Source organism: Azospirillum aestuarii, from assembly GCF_016632405.1.
Classification (GTDB): Bacteria; Pseudomonadota; Alphaproteobacteria; order Azospirillales; family Azospirillaceae; genus Azospirillum; species Azospirillum aestuarii.
On sequence record NZ_JAEPIV010000024.1, the window covers coordinates 41,910 to 57,424 of the forward strand.

15 protein-coding genes are annotated in these 15,515 nt (G+C 70.4%); 4 read left to right on the forward strand and 11 right to left on the reverse strand.

Annotated features, from left to right (window positions below):
• Positions 1-4: 4 nt before the first annotated feature.
• The 11 genes from JJL56_RS26315 to JJL56_RS26365 form a co-directional block, all read right to left on the reverse strand.
• A complete protein-coding gene (locus JJL56_RS26315; protein ID WP_200486888.1) occupies positions 5-1,018 on the reverse strand; it encodes an ATPase, T2SS/T4P/T4SS family in 1,014 nt (337 codons plus the stop codon).
• Positions 1,015-2,151, reverse strand: a complete 1,137-nt coding sequence (locus tag JJL56_RS33385) for a hypothetical protein (RefSeq protein ID WP_247891268.1) — start codon at positions 2,149-2,151, stop codon at positions 1,015-1,017. Before JJL56_RS33385 ends, JJL56_RS26315 begins: the two co-directional genes overlap by 4 nt.
• A gap of 10 nt (positions 2,152-2,161) precedes the next feature.
• Positions 2,162-3,607, reverse strand: coding sequence for a TraB/TrbI/VirB10 family type IV secretion system protein (locus JJL56_RS33390; RefSeq protein WP_247891269.1), 1,446 nt, complete (start codon positions 3,605-3,607; stop codon positions 2,162-2,164).
• Positions 3,604-4,926 carry a TrbG/VirB9 family P-type conjugative transfer protein gene (locus tag JJL56_RS26330; protein ID WP_247891270.1) on the reverse strand — a complete coding sequence of 441 codons (1,323 nt, stop codon included), beginning with the start codon at positions 4,924-4,926 and terminating at the stop codon, positions 3,604-3,606. Before JJL56_RS26330 ends, JJL56_RS33390 begins: the two co-directional genes overlap by 4 nt.
• Positions 4,927-4,933: 7 nt before the next feature.
• The gene (locus JJL56_RS26335) at positions 4,934-5,656 is read right to left on the reverse strand and encodes a VirB8/TrbF family protein (protein ID WP_211111982.1); all 723 of its coding nucleotides are present in this window, start codon (positions 5,654-5,656) and stop codon (positions 4,934-4,936) included.
• A 14-nt stretch (positions 5,657-5,670) separates the two neighbouring features.
• Positions 5,671-5,859 (reverse strand): hypothetical protein, encoded by a 189-nt coding sequence (locus tag JJL56_RS26340; protein ID WP_200486890.1) that lies wholly within the window; start codon positions 5,857-5,859, stop codon positions 5,671-5,673.
• Positions 5,860-6,765 (reverse strand): hypothetical protein, encoded by a 906-nt coding sequence (locus JJL56_RS26345; RefSeq protein ID WP_200486891.1) that lies wholly within the window; start codon positions 6,763-6,765, stop codon positions 5,860-5,862.
• Positions 6,762-9,287 (reverse strand): VirB4 family type IV secretion system protein, encoded by a 2,526-nt coding sequence (locus tag JJL56_RS26350; RefSeq protein ID WP_200486892.1) that lies wholly within the window; start codon positions 9,285-9,287, stop codon positions 6,762-6,764. The genes JJL56_RS26345 and JJL56_RS26350 overlap by 4 nt, the downstream gene beginning before the upstream one ends.
• Positions 9,284-9,619 (reverse strand): hypothetical protein, encoded by a 336-nt coding sequence (locus JJL56_RS26355; protein WP_114859513.1) that lies wholly within the window; start codon positions 9,617-9,619, stop codon positions 9,284-9,286. The genes JJL56_RS26350 and JJL56_RS26355 overlap by 4 nt, the downstream gene beginning before the upstream one ends.
• Before the next feature lie 5 nt (positions 9,620-9,624).
• Positions 9,625-9,978 carry a hypothetical protein gene (locus tag JJL56_RS26360; protein ID WP_247877194.1) on the reverse strand — a complete coding sequence of 118 codons (354 nt, stop codon included), beginning with the start codon at positions 9,976-9,978 and terminating at the stop codon, positions 9,625-9,627.
• A gap of 94 nt (positions 9,979-10,072) precedes the next feature.
• The gene (locus JJL56_RS26365) at positions 10,073-11,953 is read right to left on the reverse strand and encodes a MobA/MobL family protein (protein ID WP_200486893.1); all 1,881 of its coding nucleotides are present in this window, start codon (positions 11,951-11,953) and stop codon (positions 10,073-10,075) included.
• 872 nt (positions 11,954-12,825) lie between these two features.
• Between JJL56_RS26365 and JJL56_RS26370 the strand changes: the two genes are divergently transcribed.
• From JJL56_RS26370 to JJL56_RS26385, 4 genes are read left to right on the forward strand one after another with little or no spacing between them, the layout of a single operon-like run.
• Positions 12,826-13,395 (forward strand): hypothetical protein, encoded by a 570-nt coding sequence (locus JJL56_RS26370; RefSeq protein ID WP_200486894.1) that lies wholly within the window; start codon positions 12,826-12,828, stop codon positions 13,393-13,395.
• Positions 13,374-13,946 (forward strand): hypothetical protein, encoded by a 573-nt coding sequence (locus JJL56_RS26375; protein WP_162801211.1) that lies wholly within the window; start codon positions 13,374-13,376, stop codon positions 13,944-13,946. Before JJL56_RS26370 ends, JJL56_RS26375 begins: the two co-directional genes overlap by 22 nt.
• A gap of 7 nt (positions 13,947-13,953) precedes the next feature.
• On the forward strand, positions 13,954-14,202 hold the full coding sequence (locus tag JJL56_RS26380) for a hypothetical protein (protein ID WP_137118969.1): 249 nt from the start codon (positions 13,954-13,956) through the stop codon (positions 14,200-14,202).
• Positions 14,199-15,515: a type IV secretion system protein gene (locus JJL56_RS26385; protein ID WP_200486895.1), complete on the forward strand. Its 1,317-nt coding sequence runs from the start codon at positions 14,199-14,201 to the stop codon at positions 15,513-15,515. Before JJL56_RS26380 ends, JJL56_RS26385 begins: the two co-directional genes overlap by 4 nt.

Consider the following 15,515-nt stretch of genomic DNA (forward strand, 5'->3'; position numbering starts at 1 on the left):
CAGTTCATCCCGCTCCTCCGGTTCTTCCGATCAGCTCCCGCCAGGGCAGATCGGCGGGCCGGACGATCTCGACCACCTTGCGTTGCTCCGAAAGCTGTACGATGCGGGCGATCTTGCGCACCAGGACGGGAAGCGCGGCATCGGCGGCGGCGGCCGACTTCAGAGCCATGGTCATGTTCGTGCGCCACGCTTCCAGCGCGTCCAGCGGGCTGTCGGCGTGGATGGTCGACATCCAGCCGCTGTGGCCGGTGTTGAGCAGCCGGTAGCTCGGCAGCGTGTTCTCGAGCTGCTGTTCGCCGGGCACCGCCACACTGGGGTTGAGGCGGAGCACCGCCTTCAGGAGATGCATCGGCTCGACGGCGGTCCCGGTCTGCGACTCCTCCGCCAGGAGCCCGGCTTGGTTCGGCTGCGCCACCACCAGCTCCTCCACATCCTCCACCGTCACCACGCGCCGGTCGGAGCGGACGCACCGCAGCAGTCGCTTCAGGAAGTTGGTCTTGCCGCTGTTCGTTCCACCCGACACCAGCACGGGCAGTTCGGCCGCCACCACCGCCTCCAGATCCTCGACGGTCCCGATCGGATGACCGCTGTCGAACCGCGCCGCCCGGTAGGCGGCCCCGCCCTCCACCAGTCGGCCCGGCAGCAAACCGAAGTCGCTGAAATCGAAACTCTTGTGGCGCTGAACGCGGATGCTCAGCACCATGCCGCTGCGCGTGTTCGCCCCCAGCACGGCCTGCAGGCGGTGCCCGCCGGGAAGCGGTGAAGCCAGCAGAGGGAAGCGGTTCGGGTCGTAGGGCCGCTTGAACAGGTTCTTGAGCTGATCGCAGAGGTCGCGGCTCCAGGAGAGATCCAGGCCGGCTCCATCCATCTTCTCGTAGCCGCGCCCGGCGATCTCGACCCAGAGGTCGCCGGGGCCGTTCAGCGAGACCTCCACCACGTCGTCGCGACCGTAGATCAACGGCACCAGCGGGTCCAGCGTGGCCCGCAGGGCGGCGTTCATCGGCGGGACGGCGCTCATGGGGCGCAGGCCGCGACGCGGGTGGCCGGCAACGGCCCGCGGTCGATCTCGATCCGCGAACCGTCGCCGCGGGTGACCAGGCCGATGCGGCGCCACGCCTGCCACCGCTCGCAGCCGATCGCCACCGGCGCCCCTGCCGCCCGCGGCGCCGGGTCCTCCTCAAGCGCGTAAGGACGGGCCCGCTCCCGCGCCACGCCCGTCTCCAGCACGGTCCGGCCGGTCGGGGTGTCGACGACCGTGTCCGACAGCTGCAGGCTGGTGCGCGCGGCGTCGTCATGGCGCCAGCCGGTGTTGACGGTCAGGTGCTGGTAGGCCTCGTCCGGATTCTGGACGCAGCGGGTGACCCAACCGGCGAAGGATTCCCCGGCCTCCCCGGACACCGTCACCTGATACCAGCGGCGGGTGCCGTAGGAGGTGGCGCTCGCCAGATCGTGAACATACACCCCCGCGCATCCCTCCGTCGTGGTGCGCAGCGTTCCGCCGCCCTGCGGCTGGCAGGACCGGATGACCCGCGGCGGATCGGACTCGACGGTCACCTGCGTCCAGCTCTGCGCCGGAGCGCCGGCCACGACACTCTCCTTCGGCGGGGTGCACGTCTCCATACGGTGCTTCCAGAGCAGCGGGGCGTCGCGACGTTCGGCGCAGGCCTGCGCCAGACGGGGGACCGCGCCGCCGCCGTCCTCCGGAGGGCTGAAGACCGCCCGCGATTCCCCCATGGTGACGCCGGCTTCGAAGTCGTTGCGCATCCGGCAACCGGACACCGTGAGCCGCAGCGGCACCGTCTCGGCCCCGTCACGCAACGAACAGGGCTTCACCTCGATCTCCTCGCCGGCGGCGTCGCGGTACACCTCGCGCTCCTCGCGCCGGGCGACGCCCTGCGCCGGGTCGGGAACCCAGGAACAGCCCGCCTTCGTCCGGCGGATCTCGAACCGTCGGCCGTCGGCCTGGCACGCCGTCCTCCACACCGTGTGGCCGGCCCCGGCCTCGACGATCCGCGACTGCCCGAGCGCCACGCCGCTCTCGTAGACGATCTGGTCACCGCACCCGAACCACGTCCGCTGTTGGGCCTGGGAGGCGGATGGGACGAGCGTGGCGGCGGTGACGGCGGCGAGCAACAGGACGAGCTGTGACATGATCTTCTCCTCACTGGGGCGGCGGCAGCGCGACCGGCCTGGTCGTCGCAGCGGCGCCCGCGCCCGTCGCGGTTCCCGCCCCGGCGGTGCGCACAGCCTGGTCCGCCGACCGTTCGCCGGGGCGGGCCAGCCACAGATCGACCGACGGCGACACCAGGAACTGATAGCCCCCATGAACGATGTGGACGTCGGTCAGGTCGAGATTCCGCTCCAGCAGCAGGCGGGCGATCGACTGGGCGTTCCGGTTGGCCTGGCCACCCGCCACCACCACCGTCTGGCCGTCGGCCGTGCCCTCGCCCTGGCGTGCCAACCGCTGCTCGATGACGCTGCCGGCGATCTCGATCGCCCCGGCGATCACGGCCCCGCCGTACCGCTCGGCGACGCGCTGGTTGAGATCGTCCACGAGGCCGGCCCGGCCCATCAGGTCGGCGCCGACGCCCGGGCTGGCGCGCAGGTCGAACTGCGCGTGGTCGACTGCCCGCACCAGCCGGGTGAACTCCGTGCGCAGCCGCGTCTCGCCCCGACGCATGCCCTCGTAGCGCCCGTGCATCGTGCTGCCGGCGGGAATGACCACGGTCTTTCCGTCGGCGCCGTAGACGTCGCGCTCGACCATGGCGGTGACCGGCCCGCCGATCTGGGAATTCACCGACCGTGTGAGGACGAGCGGGATCGGGGTGTCCTGGAGCACCGTCCGGGAGAGGTCCACCGGTTGGCTGGACACCACCCGTGGATAGTCCTCCCCGTAGTTTGCCGCCTCCGACGCCGCACCTGCGGGTTTCCCGGAGGTCGACATGGACGGACCGCGCGACAGACGGCCGTCGCTCCGAGGCGCCGCCGTGTCCACGATGCGGCTCCGCCCCAGCCCGGCGAGATGGTCGGCGCGCGCCGCTTCCACCAGCTCGGCGTAGCGGTCGCGCGGCGGCGCCGCTTCGGCCGGCGGGGCCGCGACCCGGTAGGGCACGCGCAGCACGACGCCGGAACCGCCCACCCCGATCACCTCGCCGGCGCCGGCGGCCGTCGCGGCCAGCTCGATCCGGCAGGAGGCCCCGGGCTCGAGCGCGCCGCCGCATCCCGACGCCGCCGCCACGCCGCCGGTCACGACGAGTTCGCCGAGCACCACCGCGGTCCCGCCGACGTTGCGCACGACGATGGGTGCGGCCATTCCCGGCATCGCCTCGACCGACGACGGGATGGAGACCAGACGCCCCGGTGCGGGCGCCGGTTCCTGCGCCGGCGGAGGTGCCGGAGCGGCTGCGACCGGCGGAGCGGACAGCTCGAGCGGTTCGGGCGCCGCCCGTGGCGGCGTCGGCGGTGGTGGCGGAGCGGGCTTCTCGCCCTCGCCGCCCAGCGACAGGGCAAGGGCCGCCAGGGCCCCGAGCAACCCGGCGGCCAGCCCGAGCCGCCGCGGGGAGGTTCTGGCCAGGAGGGCGCGCCAGGACGGCGCCGGGGCGTTCATGGCGCGCTCCCCCCGCGGCCGAGGGCCGCGTCCACGGTGGCGGCGGGCGACGCCGCCGGCTTGAAGCGGTTGCGGACGCACAGATAGAGGTCGCCGGATTTCAGCGTCAGGTCGCCGACCGCGTCGATGATCAGGATCTGGCCTTTCGAACCGCCCCAGCGCACGGCCACCGGCTGGTCGACGCCGCCGACCAGCAGGAAGGCGGCCGGCAGGCGGGTCGATCCCAGGCGCTCGCCGTAGTCGAGGAAGGTCCGCCGACCGTCGTGGAAGGCGCGCAGCGGACCCAGCACGCGCGAGGCCTCGTCCGGAGCGAACACCCGGATGTCGTCGAAGGACAGATCCTCGACCCGGAACGGATGCACCGTGGCGAAGTCGCCCCCGCCGGCCCCGCCGTCGGGAGCGCCCTCCTCGACCCGCTCCTCCCGCCGCAGGCTGGCGCGGTCGTAGCCGCCGCGCGACGGGACGGAGCCTCCCCCCATTGCACCGTTGAGTCCGACCTCGACGCTCAGCGGGCTGCGCGCCGTGCGGCCCGAGCGGGCGCAGTAGACGTCGTCGTCGATGAAGGCCGTCAGGTCGGTGACCTGCGCGGCCTTCACGGTCTCCGACCGCAGGTAGAAGGTGTAGAGCCGGCCGCTGCGGGCGATCACCTGCATCGCGGTGTCCACGCCGGCCCGATCGGGCCGGACGAGGAGCAGGTTCGGATGCCCGTCCGGGATCTCCCACGGGAAGCTCTCCTCGTCGGCAAGGGAGACACGGCTGATCGTTTCGCACGGCGGGAGCACCACGGAGGTCGTCATGCCCAGCCGCAGGCGCAGCGGCATGACCCGGTTGACCCGGTGAGCGAAGCGGACGGTGCCCGGCTCGATCTGCCCCGGTGCCGGCACCGCGTCGTCCCAGGCCGGCTGGATGCGGCCGAGCGAGATACCCCGCAGGATCGCCTCCTGGTAAGGCCCGGTGCCCTCGGGCGCCGCTCCGGCCTCGCCCGACCGCTGCAGCACCGGATAGTCGCCCCGGTTCTGCGCGTCGGCGTCGAGGCCGCGCGGCTGCCGTGTCGAGGGGGCCACCGCCGCCGTCGCACCCCCTCCGGAGCGTTCGGCGGGCCGCGGCAGGGTGAGACCGCCGTCCGGCGATCCGGCGGGTTCGGCCTTCGGCTTGGGCAGCGCTATTCCCGGCTCCGCGACGCTGTCGATCAACCCGGGAAGCGGCGCCCCGTCCGGCGTGGCCAGTCCCGGCGGCACCGCCTGCGCGTTGGCCAAGCGTGCAAGCGCGCAGGTGGCCAGCAGGACGGCGGCGAAGCCATGCCGGAGCCTTGCCGGCATCCCTCGGTCAGGAACGGCGCGAAAGGTCATATTGAATCACCCGAAATCCGAAGGCGAGGTCGCTGTCCTGTGGCAGAAGCCCCTCGCCTTCCACGATGGTCCCGTCCAGCTCCACCAGCTCCGGATAGCCGATCCGGAGCAGCACCCGCAGGGACTGCGTGCCCAGCTCCATGCCCTTCTCGGTGTCGCGCACCGTGAAGTCGACGTAGTACAGCCCCGGAGACGCCAGGTTGATGGACTCGATCTTGACGGCGCGTTCGGCCCCGCGCGCCAAGGCCTGGATCACCAGTTTCTGGTTGCGCGCCCGGAAGCCCTCGTAGACCTCCGTCGTCGACCGCCGGGCGACCCAGCCGTCCGTCGGCCGCATCCGCACCTTCATCAGCCCCTCGTCGGCCACCACGCCCTCGCGGATGCGGACATACTGGGCGACCCACGCCCGTTCGGTGACCGCGAAGCTGGTGGTCTGCCGCCGCAGGGGCGCCGCCTCGACCACCGCATCCATCGCCGGGGCGACGGTGATCGCGTAGGGGATCTTCTCCTTCAGCGGCGTGAGCCGGACAAGCGCCTGGCCGAGCGTGATGTTCAGGGCCATCGACAGGCACAGCAGGATGCCGAGAAGGCGGGCGACCCAGCCGACCACGCCGATCCCGTCGCCGCTGTCGTGCTTGTCCCACACCCGCTCGACCGCGACGAGGTTGCTTTCGGTGCTTCGTGAACCGGCGCCGAACATGAGAACCCCAGACGTCAGACGGCGGAAGCCGGGGGCAGGAGCCCGGCCGGCGACCGCGACAATGGCAGTTCGGCGCAGGCGCAGGGGCTGCGTTGCCGGTCGTCCATGCCGCCGCCGATCCTCTGGCGGGGAAGGTCGACGGACCCGCCGGACGAGCAGCCCGCCAGGATCAGGGCGCACAGCGCCAGCAGCGCGCGTCGCATTCACGCATCCTCCAGCAGGGGCTTGTAGCCCGGCCCGATGTCCTCCCGGCGCAGAGCCTCTGCCGCGTGGACCCGCAGCAGGGCCGCCAGCAGGCGGTTCGTCGCCTGGGTTTCCTCCACCAGCCCGATCAGCGCCGCTCCGATGGCCGCGTTCTGCGCCCGTTCGCTCGCCGCGTTGTTCATCCCGTCGCTGAGCTGGGCCAGGCGCTCGTTTCCAGCCTGACTGCTGGCGATGCCGTGATAGGCGGTGCCCAGACCGTCGAACGCCGCGTTTCTCCCTTCGGCCACCCGTCGGCGCTGCACCCGTTCGATTCCAGCCAAGTCGGAGCCGGCGGGCGGGGCGAAGCATTGGCGGGAGCGGACGGCTCCATCCGCCGGAGTCTTGAAGACGGTGGAAGGCTCGCCTTGAAACGCCGTCAGCCCACGCTGCAGGTTGAGCGGCATCGATGCGCCCGACGCGGTCCGCGCCGTTCCACCCAACGCGCCCAGGCTCACCGCGCCCGCCCCGCCCAGGACGCTCTTCAACATGCTCTGAACCTCGGGCGCGAGGTCGGCGACGCTGGAGCCGCGCCCCTGGCCATCAAGCATCTGCGACTGCAGGGCGCGGGTTTCCGCCAGCTTGTCGAGCACGCCCTTCAACGTCGCGTTGACGCCCTGGACCGACGCATCGACCATCGGGTCGTAGACGGTCGGCGGGCAGCACACCGCCTGCGCCGGCTTCGCAAAAAGCGCCGTTGCCCCGACGCCGAGCAGCAGAGCCGGCACGGCCCGCCGACCGACCCCTGCCATGCCGCCTTGGGGCGGCCCGCCGGGATGGTCTTTCGCCACCTCGTCCCGCGGCTCGCCGGCCGCCCGCATCAACAGGCGGCCCGCGCCGCCGACCGCTCTACGCCACCACGCCGTCATGAGGCCGCCCTCTCCGTTCCGAATTCGTCCAGATACGCGTCGCGCCAATCGACCGGGTCCCAGTCCATCAGATGCCGCGCCCGCTCGACGCACCCGACGTCGGAGGCGAAGCAGCAGGCCAAGTCTCCCAGAGCGGCCGTCGAGAATTCGAGCACCGCCGACTCCCCGGCGTTCGGTTTCTTGAGAAGGACCGGGTGCTCCATGTGGTCGTAGCTGCGGTCCGACCCGTCCACGAAGGCGAACTCCTCCGGCGTCAGCCACTCCTCGTAGTCCGCGTACTTCGCCCCGCGGTCGGGATGGAAGATCCACGTTGCCGTCTGCGACCGCATGATCTTCGGCAGGTTGGGGTGGATCTCCGACAGGGACGACGGCCGCTGCCAGAGCGTCATCACCGCGATGAAGTCCTTTCGCACCTGCTGCATCCAGTCGATGCCGTTCTTCAGGAATTCGTCGCTGCTCCACAGCGCCGCGGTCTCGTCGATCAGGATGATTCCGCCGCGGCCTTCCCGGCGCACGCGCTCCGTCACCAGATAGGCCACATCCTCGACCAGCGGGGGCGCCAGCACCGGGTCCTTCAGGACAGTGGTGAAGTCGAAGGCGAGCAGGTCGCTCTCACCGATCGGCACGCGCTCGGTGCCCGAGAACACCGATCCGTAGGTCCCGCCGGGAAGCCAACGCTGCATCTGGGTGAAGGCCGGCGAGCCGGGATCGAACCCCGCCTCCACCACCGTGGCCAGAGTCCGTTCGTCCATCGGCGTGCCGGCGCTTTCCATGCGCACGAGCGCGTTGACCGCCTTCTGGTACATCCGCTCGCTGTCGGGGTCCGACAGGCCGGTGAGCAGCCGGAACAGCTTCGCCAGATGGGCGCGCACCGCGGTGGTCGGCGGACGCTGCAGCGGCTGAAGCTGCGCGTCCGTTTCCCCGCCCGGGCGATCCGACAGCAAGCTGACGTAGCGCCCGCCGCACATCGTCGTGGCGACATACTGGCCGAACCGCGAATCGAACAGGGTGGCGATCAGTCCCGGGAAGTGCTCCAGGGCGCCGATCACCAGAAGATCGGCCACCGTCGTCTTGCCCGACCCCGTGCGCCCGAAGATGATGGTGTGGGCAAGCGCGTCGCGCTTGGCCGTCTCGTGAAGGTTGACGTAATAGGGCGTTCCGGACGCGGTCAGAGCGCGCAAGATCCAGCTGTCGCCGGCGCCGCTCCCCCACCCCGAGCGGGGAAGCCCGGCCTTCGGCGTTTCGAAGACCACGAGGTCGGCGACGTTCTGGCAAACGGCGCGAACCTCGCGGATGAAGCTCCAGTCTTCCCATCCGGGCAGCATCGACCACCACAGCACACCGGCGAGGTCCCGCTCGACCACGGTTTCCGCATGGAAGGTCTGGAACACCGCCTCAACCTGCTTCTGGACGCGGGCCGCCTCGTCCGGGCTGTCGCCGAAGGCGAAAACGGTCAGGGCATGGCGGACCAGCCGCTCCCGTTCCCGGGAATTCGGCGCGATCATTTCCTTGACCTCCAGGAACTCGGCCGCCGCCTGCTGGGACACCCAGGTCGAGGCGGCGCCGCGTTCGAGCTGGTCCAGCGTGAACGTCCCGCCCATCTCCGAATGCACATAGGCGGCGTTGAGCACCAGCAGCTCGCCGTCCAACGCCTGCAGCCGAGCGACCAGCTCCTCGGGCGTCGCCCCGCCCCAGCTGCTGAGGGTGATCACCTGCGCGTAAGCCTTGCTCTGGCCATGGGAATGGATCATCAGGCCGCTGTCGGGATTCAGGTCGACCGAATCCACCGCGACCAGCCGCGCCACGTCCAGGCGCCCGACCGGGGACGGCCGCGTCACCCGGCTGACCAGATGCCCCCAGAATTCGAGCAGGGTGCTGGCCGGATGGCTTCCCTCCTCCAGGCCCACCTCGCCCAGATCCATGGGCTGGAAATCCTCCAGCGCCTTCCACACTTGGGCCCGCGCGCGCTCGAGCCGGGCGCGCGCGTCGTCGCCGTTGCCGCGCACGCTGAGCACGACGACGTGGCGGTTGCGGTAGGCGCGTTTGAACTGCGCCTCCCACCGCCCAACCACCCGGCTGCGCAGAGCCAGCCCCGCCGCATTGCCGCGGGCGGGCCTACGCTGCGGCGGCGATGCCGGGACGCGCTGCCGCAGGTCGAAGACGCGGACATGCACGTCGATCTCGGACAGGAGCTGGAACATCTGCCGGCGCCGGTCGCGCCGCTCGTAGCGGACCTCTTCGTTGGCGCCGGAATAGTCGAGGCCGGCGAGCTCGATCGCGACGCTGAGCGTGCCGTTGCGGCTGCGCAGCGTCCGGCCGTCGGACAGGATCTTGTCGAACAGCACATACTCGCTGAGCTTCGTCCGCCGGAGCGGCGGCACGGCCAGCCGCCCGAGAGGCGGCACCAGGGCGATGCCCAACCCGACGGCGATGCCGACGACCGACACCCAGGTCGCCGCTACTTCCCACCAGGAACTCCCTCCGCGGAGCAGGTCGTCCAGGGCGGCCAGCGAGACGCTCATGGATCGGCTCCTATGAGTCCGCGCCGCATCAGGATCATGCGGGGGCGCGAGGCCGGAGACATCGGCGCGCGGGGATCGAAGCGGGCGCGCCACACCGCGACGATGTGGCGGTCGCGTCGGAAGCAGCGCGCGAAATAGAGGTGCATGCCGATGCACAGCACCGCCGTCAGCTCGGTCCGCACCAGCGTGCCGTCGGCCAGGCCGACGGCAACCCCGGCGACCGTGCCGGCGACGATGTTCAGGCACCACAGCTGGAGGGGCACCCAGAGCATGTGGAGCGGATAGGCGACCGCCGTGTACACCGGGGTCGTCAGGCGCCGGGCCGCGGCCATCGCGCTTACTTGATCGGCGTGTAGGTGCCGACCGACGACGCGTCGGACAAGCCGCCCAATCCGAAGACATAGTTGATCAGCAGCGGAGCCGACGCGACCAGCATGATTCCGGCCACCACGCTTGCCAGGAAAACGAAGTCGAATTTCTTGAAGTAGGCCTTCACCGCGGCGACCACGAGCCCGCCGAACCCGAGCATCCGCACCACCCAGATCGCGAAGTTTGTGACCGCATTGCCCGCGCTGACCGTCGGTGCGAACGGGTCCGCGGTCACTGCGAACGCCGCGGACGGCAAAGCCACGGTGATCAGGATCACCAGAGCGGCCATGGACGCATGGCGATCGGGAAAACGCTCGTTCATGAGAGGGACACCTGTGCAGAAGAATGGAAGGTGCCCCAGAGCCTACGGAGGTGCGTCGCCGGGTTTCGAGCACCGGCGATGCGTTTTTTTCCGCTCATCGCTCCACGTCGCGGGACCGACGGCGCCGGATCGGTTCCGGCATCGCATCCGGACCGGCAGGGGTTGCGCCAAGCTCCCGCAGCACGGCAGCGGGCTCAAGCGGTGCCGGCCCGGAGATCCGCGCCACCACGGCACACCGCTCCTCCGCCCGATCGAGATCGCGCCGCGCGCGCCGGCGGCGGGCGGTGTCGGCGTCCGGCTCCATCATCTCCAACAGCATCACGCGCCCCCGCGCCGCCTCCCGCTCGTCGCCGCGCCGCTCGCCTTCGCGGGCGATGGCCTCGGCCGGCGACATCCGCCCGGCGCGAAGGGCATCCGCGTCGGCGGCGCGTTCGTTGTGGTGCGCTTCGACCCGCCGGCGGGCATGGTCGGCTGCCGCGCGCGCCGCTGCCCAGCCCGCGGCCCTCACCGCCGCGGCAGCTTCCGCCGCGTCGGGCACGCGGGCGTCGTCCCCGAGAAGGCCGAGCAACCGCGACGCTTCGGAAAATGCGGAAGCGGCCAGCTCCTGGCGGCCGTCGGCGAGCGTGGCGGCAGCGCGCGCCCACGCCGCGCGCCGCCGCGCGCGAAGCGCCGGATCGGGGCGGCGTTCGATCTCGTCCAGACGGTCGAGGGCACGGACGAGACGTTCCGCCGCCTCCGCCGGCACGCCGGGGGACCCGGACAGGATCGCCGCCCGGCCGCGCCGCCCGTTGGCGCGGCTCGCCGTCTCGACACGCTCGTTCACCGCGGCGCGCAGCGCGTTGACCACGCCGGCCGCCGTCGGCACGCCGGCCCGCTCCAGGGCCGAGCGTCCCGGTCCGAGATGCACGCCGGGCAGGGTCGCCTCGCCGCGCTCGGCGTAGGAGCGGGCGTCGAACCGCCGGCCGACAAGCGGCCGGCCGTCCGCCCGCCGCCGCTCGTCGGCGGCGTCGAGATGGCGGTTGATCGTCGCCGCCGACCGCTCGCGCAATTCGCGGACCCAGGACGGTCCGCGCGCCGTCCGGTCCTTGCGCGCGGCGAAGGTCCAGGCGTGGGAGGCTGTGCGTTCCGCCGGGCGTTCGCTCCACAGCGCGTGCAGATGAATGTTGCGCGGATCGGACCCGGCCTCGGCGTCCGGACGGTGAACCGCGGCGTGATGGGGCAGCCCCCGCTCGGCGAGGGGCCGCATCAGGTCGCGGGCGAGCGCCGCCAGCTCGTCGCCGTCCAGCTCGTGGGGCAAGGCGATGATGGCGCGGTTCTGAACGCAGCCGTCCACGCGCTCCCGCGCCTCCACCGCGTCCCAGAAGGCGGCGCGTTCGTCGGCGTCGTCGCCGATGGTGCCGAAGCTGATCAGCACGCCGTCGCCGTCGGCCATCAATTCCGCAACACGCTCATCTTGCGGCAGGTCGGCGCGCTCGACGTAGCGCTGGAACGACGCCGCCGCTCCGGCGCGCACCCGACCGCGGCTGGTTCGCGCCGCTCCGCCGCTCTTGCGCTGGATCGCCGGGCCCAGCGCCCGCGCCGCCGCGGCGAACTGGGCCTCGGGAACGTACCAGCTCCGCGCCTTGCGGTCGTAGGCGCCGCCCGCCGCCTGCAGGTCACGGACCCGTCCGCGCTTCGCCTTCACATAGACCCGTCCGCGGCGTGCCTCCGTCTCCTTCGGCGAGAGGCCACCGCTTCCCGACGGCGGCCGCTTCGACACCGACGACACCCGGATGTGGAGCGGTTCGACGCGCGGTGGCGGTCCGCTCCGGCCGCGGGGAGCCGGCAGCAGGAGGGATCGCAGACCGACTTTGAAGTAGCGTCCCGTCGCCAGCCCGCGCTCCACCGCGTCGCCTTCGTCCAGCCGCCCGGACCGGTGCCGGTCGTCCCATTCGGCTTCGCCGATCAATGCCAACGCCTTCGCGAACGTCACCATGCCTGTCGTCCTTACCCTTCGCCATCTTGGTGCCGTGGCTGCTCGACACGCCGCCCACGGCACTAAAAACGAGTTGGGCGCCTAACAGAAGCCAAGTGGGCGCCCACGAACTTTCCAACCATCACCGGTAATGTTACCGGTAATGTGATAAGCCATTACCGGTAATGCGCCTTTGTATGACAATGGCTAATTGCGCAAACACCTCTTCCCTGACATTACACATGACGGCCCTTCAAGGGGCGATCATGTCATTACCGGTAATGCTTTGGGCTCTGTCATGACAGGCAAATCACGGCGTGTTCCGCCGGGCGTCGGGTGTGACCACAGGTTTGGCGTCGACATACGGCATGCGGTTCGAAACCGCCGGTGCTCGAATACGGAGGTCGCATGTCCGTAGGCTGGCCAAGTTTCACCGTGGAGGACACCCATGCCACCATTTTGCTTCCGTATGACATGTAATACACGGTCGGCGCCGATGACTGCCGTAGTGCGGTGGACGCCCCGGAAAGGCGCGGTCCGCGGACCGTGTCGGCCTAAAACCGACCGGCATGGTGCGTAATGGGCGACCGGCCGCGGACCAAGAACGCCGCACGCATCGAGCGATGCCGCACACGGATGAAAGCCGGAGGGCTTGTGCGTTTTGAAGGAGCGGTTTGGCCGGACGATCGAGCCTTGCTTGCGGATCTGATCGGGCGCCTGCGCAACGCTCCGGACGATCATGAGTTTCGTGACCGCCTGCGCCGCATGCTGGGCGCCGGCTTCGGAAACGAAAGCGATTGCGCCGGTGAAGCCGGCCGAGGGGAAGCGGCGGCGGCGAGTCTATCGGCACCGACGATGGACGGGGATCGCGACGCGCAGGCCGGGATCTTGAGATGGCCGAGGAGTGGTATGCAGTGGTGGCGTACTTGGCGGAACGGGGATGCGTGATGGGCGACCGGTTTCTGTCCAAGAACGCCGCGCGTGTTCGGCGGTACCGTGCACGGTCGAAAGCCGGAGGGCTTGTGCGTTTTGAAGGAGCGGTTTGGCCGGACGATCGAGCCTTGCTTGCGGATCTGATCGGGCGCCTGCGCAACGCTCCGGACGATCATGAGCTTCGTGACCGCCTGCGCCGCATGCTGGGCGCCGGCTTCGGGGACGAGAACACTCGTGCCGATCACGCCGGAGTTCCCGCGAGGTTTTCGGCAACACCGTTGGACGGCGGCGATGGCGGGGAATCCCTGCGCAACGGGCGTCACACCGAGGGCCGGCATGAAGGCGACGCGATGGAGCGAAGGGGCGCGGTTGAGCGGCGGCGCGGTTCGGTGGAAGGGGCGGCGGCGGGGCAGCCGCCCAGCACCGATCAGATGAACTTTGCGCGCAGGATTGCAGAGCGTCGCGGCCTGTCCGTGCCGGATGGTCTCGACCGGGCGGAAATGAGCGCATGGATCAACGCCAACCGATGATGCGCCGCCGCAGCGTTCCGCCGGTGCTCGAAAACACCGGGCACACCTCCGTAGGCTGGCCGGGCATCGGTCAGCACCAAGGAGACATCCGCGATATGGACATCCGGAACAACGGCGACGAGACGGGCCAGGAGGACGATCGTCCGAGCGGCGGCACGCTCATGGACCGGCCGCGTCAGGGGCGTGGCCGGCCACCGAAGAACCGTGAGGAAGACGCAGACAAGGAGGTGATGGGAATCGATCTCGACGGCGACGAACCGGCCGACGGGCGCGAGCGTGCCGTTTACCGCACCAGCCGCCGCGTTCGGAAACTCGCGGATGAGCTGGCGCAGTTCCGCGACACGTTGCGCCAGGCCCGCGACGATCAGCGCAAGGCCATGGACGAGCTGCAGGCCGAACGTGACCGCCGGCGCGACGCGCATCGCCTGCAGGCCGCGGCCCTCTGCGAGGATGTCGGGATCAGCGCGGATCTGCTGCTCCGCCTCGCGGCGGCCAAAAGGGCCGGCGATGCGCAGCTGGTGGCGGATCTCACCCGGCAACTGGTGGGATGACGGCGCCATGGACGCGACCACCATTCCCCGGCCTTTCGATCCCGCCGACGGTTTTCTCCGTCTGACCCGGATGGCGCAGTGGATCTTCGACGTGGTGTCGATCACGCTCGCCGTGCTGCTGGTGCTGACCATCATCGTCATCGCGGTCGACCGCGGCATGCTGCGCGTGCCCTTCATCGAACGCTGGATCATTCGGCCCGTGCGCCGCATTCGCGATCCACGCCCGTCTCCGCCGGACGAAGGAAGCCAGACATGAAAAGCGATGACCGGGTCCTCGCCACAGCCATCGCCTGCTCCTTTTTCGTGGCGCTGGTGATCCTGCTTCCCGACACCGCGCAGGCGCAGAGTTCCGACGTGTCCTGCATGGCCTGCGGCCTGACCGAGCGCATCGAAAAGGCAAGCCGGACGTTCCGTGAGGCGAGCTTCAAGAACCTCGTCGGCCCGGCGTCCAGCTTCGGACGCATGCTCGGCCTCCTGTGGATTTACCTGTTCGCCGTTCAGATCTTTCTCCAGCCGAGCCAGATCCCGCGCTTCCTGGAAACTTTTCTCGGCCGCGTCGGCTGGCTGCTGGCGATGGTCGGCATCCTCTCGGCGCCGCAGTGGATACTCGACAACATCGTGACGGCGGGTGAGCAGACCTTCATGGGTGTGGCCGCCTACGTGCTGGGCACCGCGCAGTCGGCCTTCGGCGGAACGGCGAGCGTGCCGCCGGTTGGTGACAGCGCCTGGTACACGGCTCTGTGGCGCGAGGTCGAGGGCACGGTCTTTCCGCTCGTGCTGAAGCTGATACGGGCGGGGGCTCCGGGCGCCTGGTACGACATCGCGGCACTTCCTCGGCTCATCCTCACGCTTCTGATCGTCGCGCCGTTCGGCTTCGTCCTCGGCATCTTCATGGCCTTCATGGTGCAGGTCATCTTCTACACGGCCGCCGTGACGGCGATCGGACCGCTGCTCGTCGTCGGGCTTCCCTGGGGAACAACGCGGTCCTACCTTTGGGGAGCGTTGAAGTTCATGTTGGGCGGCGGCTTTACGCTCGTGTTCGCCGCGGTGGCCATGGGCACGACATCGGCCATGCTGCAGTCGCAGTTTCAAAATGTGTCGCTCGGCGATCCTTCGCCCGAGGCGTTGCAGAAGCTGCTCGACGTCACCAATCCGGAATATTGGTACACCTTCATCGTCGGGCTGGTGTCCGTCCTGCTGCACCTCGCGGCTCCGCGCATCGCGAGCAACATCGCGGGCGTTACGGACTCCGCCACCAGCGCCGCCATGGTGACCGCCGCGGGACAGGCCGGTGCGGCGAAAGCGGGGGGGATGGCCCACGGGAAATTGTTCGGCGGCGGCGCGCGCAATTCGATTTTCGACAGCGCCGGCAATGTCGCGACGGGCGGTTTGAGCGGCGCCATTCTGAACGCTCTGCCCAAAGGCGGTCAGCAGATGGCCGACGTCGTCGCGCAGCGTGGTCTCGTCGGGCTGGCCGGCGCCGGCGCGGCGGCCGGTGCGCGCGGAATCGCGGCGGGTCTCAGAGCGGCGTACCACGGCACCCGCGGGAATGGAGCGCCGGGAGCATGA